Source organism: Albidovulum sp., from assembly GCF_049646345.1.
Lineage (GTDB): Bacteria > Pseudomonadota > Alphaproteobacteria > Rhodobacterales > Rhodobacteraceae > Albidovulum.
On the sequence record NZ_JBARVQ010000260.1, the window covers coordinates 1 to 5,666 of the forward strand.

At 63.0% G+C, this 5,666-nt stretch carries 7 protein-coding genes; 2 read left to right on the plus strand and 5 right to left on the minus strand.

What is annotated here, in order from left to right:
* Window positions 1-647, plus strand: a 647-nt coding sequence (locus WBB85_RS06195; protein ID WP_432637758.1) for an aspartate-semialdehyde dehydrogenase, incomplete at its 5' end; no start/stop codon positions are given.
* Between the two features lie 99 nt (window positions 648-746).
* Entirely contained in the window at window positions 747-2,390 is a 1,644-nt protein-coding gene (locus WBB85_RS06200; protein ID WP_432637759.1) for a DUF4139 domain-containing protein, read from the plus strand.
* Between the two features lie 20 nt (window positions 2,391-2,410).
* Here WBB85_RS06200 and WBB85_RS06205 read toward each other — a convergent pair whose 3' ends face one another.
* From WBB85_RS06205 to WBB85_RS06225, 5 genes are all read right to left on the minus strand, one after another.
* Window positions 2,411-2,884 carry a tetratricopeptide repeat protein gene (locus tag WBB85_RS06205; protein ID WP_432637760.1) on the minus strand — a complete coding sequence of 158 codons (474 nt, stop codon included), beginning with the start codon at window positions 2,882-2,884 and terminating at the stop codon, window positions 2,411-2,413.
* Between the two features lie 91 nt (window positions 2,885-2,975).
* Window positions 2,976-3,395 (minus strand): hypothetical protein, encoded by a 420-nt coding sequence (locus WBB85_RS06210; protein WP_432637761.1) that lies wholly within the window; start codon window positions 3,393-3,395, stop codon window positions 2,976-2,978.
* Window positions 3,396-3,446: 51 nt separating this feature from the next.
* A complete protein-coding gene (locus tag WBB85_RS06215) occupies window positions 3,447-3,758 on the minus strand; it encodes a DUF3240 family protein (RefSeq protein WP_432637762.1) in 312 nt (103 codons plus the stop codon).
* Window positions 3,759-3,760: 2 nt separating this feature from the next.
* Complete coding sequence (locus WBB85_RS06220) at window positions 3,761-4,738, minus strand: sodium-dependent bicarbonate transport family permease (protein WP_432637763.1); 978 nt, start codon at window positions 4,736-4,738, stop codon at window positions 3,761-3,763.
* 104 nt (window positions 4,739-4,842) lie between these two features.
* The gene (locus WBB85_RS06225; protein WP_432637764.1) at window positions 4,843-5,490 is read right to left on the minus strand and encodes a carbonic anhydrase; all 648 of its coding nucleotides are present in this window, start codon (window positions 5,488-5,490) and stop codon (window positions 4,843-4,845) included.
* Window positions 5,491-5,666: the final 176 nt, after the last annotated feature.

Below are 5,666 nucleotides of genomic sequence, written 5' to 3' on the forward strand. Positions count from 1 at the left end.
CCAACCCCAACTGCTCGACCGCGCAGATGGTGGTGGCGCTCAAGCCGCTGCACGACCGCGCCCGGATCAAGCGGGTGGTGGTCTCGACCTACCAGTCGGTCTCGGGCGCCGGCAAGGCGGGCATCGACGAGCTCTGGGACCAGACCAAGGCGGTCTACAACCCGGTCAAGGATGTGCCGCCTTCGAAGTTCACCAAGCAGATCGCCTTCAACGTCATCCCGCATATCGACGTTTTCCTGGACTCGGGCGAGACCAAGGAAGAATGGAAGATGGTCGCCGAGACCAAGAAGATCCTTGATAAATCGATCAAGGTCACCGCGACCTGTGTGCGCGTCCCGGTCTTTGTCGGCCATTCCGAGGCGGTGAATATCGAGTTTGAGGACTTTCTCGACGAAGACGAGGCCCGCGACATCCTGCGCGAGGCGCCGGGCATCATGGTCGTCGACAAGCGCGAGGATGGCGGCTACGTCACCCCGGTCGAATGCGTCGGCGACTACGCCACCTTCATCAGCCGTATCCGCCAGGACAGCACGATCGAGAACGGGCTGAACCTCTGGTGCGTGTCCGACAACCTGAGAAAAGGTGCCGCACTGAACGCCGTGCAGATCGCCGAGACCCTGGGCAATCGCTGCCTGAAGAAGGGCTGAAACCACATCCATTTTCTGGCGAGGGGCATCCATAGGGGTGCCCCTTGTCTTTTGGGGGGACACAACCGAGTGTTGTGCGGCAATCAGCCGAGGTAGACCATGCGACTTTTCCTTATTCCCCTGATGTTTCTTCCTGCGGTGGCAACCGCCGAGACTTTCGAAGTCTCGGCCCCACCCCGGTCGGTCACGCTCTTTCCCCAAGGTGCGCGGGTCGAACGCAATGTGGCCTTCTCGGCGTCAGCCGGTGAACACCGGATCATCATCCCCGGCCTGCCGGAAGACCTCTATATCGATGCGGTCAGGCTTGCCGCGCCCGAGGGGGTCATCATCGGGACCAGCAGCCTTGCACGTGACCGTTTGCCCGTGACTGGCGACGGTAAATCGGATGCGGTTCTGGCCGCCGAGGCGGAGGTGGAGCGGCTGGAAGAGGTGGTCGCCCTGCGCGACGATGCCATCGCGGCGATCCGGCTTCGGACCGAGGCGTCAGAAGCACAGATCGCCTATCTGACGAGGCTGGGCATGGGCGAAGGTGCTGCGCCGACGGCTGAAGACATGCGGGCAACGGCAGAGATGATCGGGGCCGAGGTGGCATCGGCGCGGCAAGCCGCAATAATGGCGGCCACGGAAGTCCGCGCCGCCGAAAGGGCGCGCGAGGATGATAGCGAAGCGTTGGACGATGCCCGTCAGACGCTCGCCGCGCTCACGTCGGGCGAGGATGTTGGTACGGTCCTGACCATCACCGTCTTTAAGGAGACGGATGGCGAGACGAGCATTGATCTTACGACCTACACCGAAGCAGGAAGCTGGTTTCCGGCCTATGATATGTTTCTGTCCCTCGGCGATACACCTGATCTGAGGATAGACCGGGGGGCGATGGTGTCGCAGAGCAGTGGCGAAGACTGGACCGGTGTCGATCTGACCCTTTCCACCGCGCGGGCCGCAGATGAAACATCGCCCCGCGATCTGTGGCCGCGTCTGGTCGCCATGGAAAGCGAAGAGGAACGACGCAAATTGAGGTCGGTTGATGTGGCCGAATCGGAGTCGCTTGCCGACTTCGCCATCGTGATGGAGGAACCGGTCATGGAGGCTTCGTCCAGATACGTCTCGGCCGCCGAGCTGCAACGGGTGGGCGATACGGTGACCTATCACTATCCGCACCCTGTCGATCTGCGCACAGGAGCCGATGACGTCCGCATCGGCCTAGACCGGTTGGCGCTGGTCCCCGAGCTATTTGCCAAGGCCGTCCCGCAAATCCACGAAACCGGCTACCTGATGGCGGGGATCACCAACAATACGGGTGAAATCATCCTGCCGGGTACGGCGATCTTCCATGTCGACGGTGCCTTGAGGGGGACAGGATCTATACCGCTCGTCGCAGCAGGGGATGAAGTGGATGTTGGCTTTGGCGCGATCGATGGGCTGAAACTCACGCGCACCGTACCAGATCGCAGTGCGGGTGACCGGGGGTTCCTGAGCGGATCGAACGCGCTTGAGGAAGTGGCCGTGATAGAGGTTCGCAACCTCACCGACAGGGAATGGCCGGTTCGGCTCTATGATCAGGTGCCATACTCGGAACAGGACGACCTTAAGGTCACCTACACGGCCGAGCCGCGGGTCACCGTCGAAGGCGAAGACGGCAGGCGCGGGGTCCTGCGCTGGGATATCAGCGTTCCGGCCGGCGAGGCGCGCGAGATACGACTGGAGCAGAACCTGTCCTGGCCGTCAGGCATGGTCCTGCGCTAAAGACTTTCGAAGGGGTAGTGTCAGCTCTGCCCCTTCGCGTCCAGCGCGGCGCGGAGGTCGATGGCCTCTTCGCAGGCGCCGCAGATCGCGCCGATCAGTTTCAGGTTCTGCCGGGCGCGGTCGTAGTCGCCGGTCTCAACAAACATTTCGCCCTGATATTCCAGCGCGCCGATATGTTTCGGGTTCACCTTGAGTGCGGCGTCGTAATAACGCGCGGCCTCGCTCAGCCGGTTCATCTTGCGGTTGGAATAGCCCATCAGGTTCAGCGCATCGGCATTGCGCGGCTCTTGCTTCACGACGGCTGCCAGCATTTTCAGCGCTTCGGGGTACTGGCCCGCATCGACAGCGGCCTGTGCGGCGTCCATCCCTGACGGCGCTGCGGCGGCGCTGCTGCTGTTGTCGTTGCTGCCTGCGGCCAGAGCAAGGGACGGAGCCGCGAGAGTGATTGTAAGCGCGAGAGCGAGGATATGTGTCAGCCGGATTGTCGGGATCATGGCGCAGGCCTCCTGTTGCCGTGCCCCGATCATAGCACAGTCGCAGGCATTCTCTATGCACGATCCGGAGCACCGACGGGGAATGGCGGGGTCAGGCCGCAGAGGGTGGCGGGGCCAGCCGCGCCCGCCTTGCACCGCTGAAATCGCCCGGGAATGTCGCGCCAAATTTGAGGACAAGCCCGGCCAGACTATAGCCCAGATCCTCGATACTCAGGATCGCCCGGTCGCGCGGCCATGTATGGATGGCAAGACCGCCCCCGGCCGCGCGCCGCAGGACATATCCCCGGGCTCTGAGGCGCCGTTGCAGGTCCAGCCAGTCGGCGGAGTGGTGGATCGCCTGACGGATCAGCTCCTCTTGCCCGTCCGACCGGGCGGGTACCTCCGACAGAACCACCCGCAGGACGGCGTTGAGATAGTCCGAGGGCCTGCAACCTGCCGCGTCGGCGGCATTGCCGAGGGCGGCGAGGACATCGTCGGGAAGATCGACGGATATGGACTGCATATGTGTCATGCATCCAGCTTCACCGAATCTGGTTAACAGAAGGTTGAGCGCTGCAAGCGGTCAGAACCGCTCGGCCCTGAGCACCTGGCAATCGGTGACCGAGACGACGCCGATATGGCGCTCCACCACCTTGAAGGCGGCATCGAGCAGGTGGTCCACACGCTCGGGCCGCACGATGCAGACTACCGCAACCATGCCGCCCGCAACCGAGACCTGGCCATCGCGGCTCCACTGACCGGACCGGCCGGACCCGCCGAGCACCGGCAGGATCGTGAACCCGGTGACCCCCGCCGCGACAATGGCGTCGGTCAGACGGTGCTCAAGCGGGGCTTCGATAATGATTTCAACGCGTTTTGCGTTATGGGTCTGCATGGTCAGCCTCCGGTCATGTACCCGGCCACAGCCACGTAAAGCGGGATGCCGAGTGCGAGGTTGAAGGGGAAGGTGATGCCCAGAGACAGCGTCAGGTAGATTGCCGGATTGGCCTCGGGCAGGGCCACCCGCATTGCTGCCGGCACGGCGATGTAGGACGCAGAGGCGGCAAGCGTCATGAAGAGTGCGGTGCCGCCGGTGGAAAAGCCCAGCATCATGGCGACGGGCAGGGCCATGGCCGCACCGATCATTGGCATGAGGCCCGCAAAAATGACGGCACCGGTCGAGAGAAGCCCGCGCGACTGCTTCAGACCTCGCCCCGCGACCAGCCCCATATCCAGCAAGAAGAGGCAAAGAACCCCCTTGAAGGGCGAGACGATGAAGCTTTCGATTTCGGCCATGCCGCGTTCGCCGGTGATGGCGCCGATCAGGAAAGCGCCGATCAGAAGCACGATCGAGCCGTTCAGCAGCACTTCGCGCCAAAGCTCCGCATCCATCTTCACGCCCGAGCCGCCGCGCGCGGCAAGCCAGAGCGCCGCGACAATGGCGGGGGCCTCCATCGCGGCGGCAACGGCGACCATATAGCCCTCATAATCCATGCCCCGGCTGGTCAGGATCGCGGTCGCCGAGACGAAGGTGACAATTGAGATGGAGCCGTAATGCCCCGCGACCGCAGCGGCATCGATGCGCGACATCTGGGTCAGCGCACGCAGCAGGGCGAAGGCCACAAGCGGGATGGCGAAGCTGAGGGCGATCCCGGCCACAAGGGCAAGACCAAGCCGTGCATCCAGCCCATGCGCGGCGACACTGACGCCGCCTTTGAAGCCGATGGCGAAAAGCAGGTAGATCGACAACGCTTTGGCGGCGGCCTCGGGCACCGAAAGGCTCGATCGCGCCAGTGCGGCGGCCAGGCCAAGCGCAAAGCTCAGGATGATCGGGGACAAGAGGTTCTGTCCCATGACCGAAAGTATCGCGTCCAATGTCACCGTCCCCTGTCACATTCGGGCGTAGATAGTCGGACCAGTGCCGGAGACAAGTGCCAACCGGCGGTCGGGTTGAAACATAATTGCCGCCGATCCTTTCGTCAGATCGCGAGGAAACGCCCGCTCGCCGGATCGAACTGCTCCAACCCGCCTTCGCCGATGTCGTTCCAGAGACCGTGCAGGCTGATCTCGCCCGCCTCGACAGCAGACCGGACAAAGGGAAAGGTCATGAGATTTTCAAGGCTGACCAGAACCGCCTGCTTTTCCAGCGCCGTCAGACGCTCGGCCTCGGGCAGGTCCTTGATCCGCTCATAGCCCGGGCGCAGGATGTCCATCCAGCGCCCGACAAAGCTCGTCTTTTCCTCCAGTGCCGGGGCATTGCCCGAACACATGTCATGGCAGCCCTTGACCCCGCCGCAATAGGAATGACCGACGATGATCACATGCGCTACCTTCAGCGCGGTCACCGCGAATTCCAGCGCCGCCGATGTGCCGTGCGGCTCTCCATCGGGCTCATAAGGTGGTACCAGATTGGCGACATTGCGGTGGATGAAAAACTCGCCCTGATCGGCGCCGAAGATCGAGGTGACATGGACCCGGCTGTCACAGCAGGAGATAACCATGGCGCGCGGGCGCTGGCCCTCTTCGGCCAGTCGCCGGTACCATGACTGGTTTTCCTGCCAGGTCGTGGCCTTCCAGCCATGATAGCGTTGCACCAGGTAGCTGGGCAGCGGTTTCGCGTGATCCATGTCCCTCGCCTCGCAATTGGTTCCGCCTGACATAGCGACGAGACATTTCAAATTCGAGGGGTTTTCTGCCCGGTGGCAAGATTTTCTTGATGGGTAGGGTGCATTGTGGCGCCACGCGTGGGGCGTGACGTCGGAGGGTGAGCGGTGGCAAAACTTGCTGTTTTGCGGCATGAGGA

Excerpts from the sequence above, each read along its gene's own strand:
- WBB85_RS06210 (WP_432637761.1), bottom strand. The coding sequence starts at position 3,395 with ATGACACATATGCAGTCCATATCCGTCGATCTTCCCGACGATGTCCTC.
- WBB85_RS06225 (WP_432637764.1), bottom strand. The coding sequence starts at position 5,490 with ATGGATCACGCGAAACCGCTGCCCAGCTACCTGGTGCAACGCTATCAT.
- WBB85_RS06215 (WP_432637762.1), bottom strand. The coding sequence starts at position 3,758 with ATGCAGACCCATAACGCAAAACGCGTTGAAATCATTATCGAAGCCCCG.
- WBB85_RS06205 (WP_432637760.1), bottom strand. The coding sequence starts at position 2,884 with ATGATCCCGACAATCCGGCTGACACATATCCTCGCTCTCGCGCTTACA.
- WBB85_RS06200 (WP_432637759.1), top strand. The coding sequence starts at position 747 with ATGCGACTTTTCCTTATTCCCCTGATGTTTCTTCCTGCGGTGGCAACC.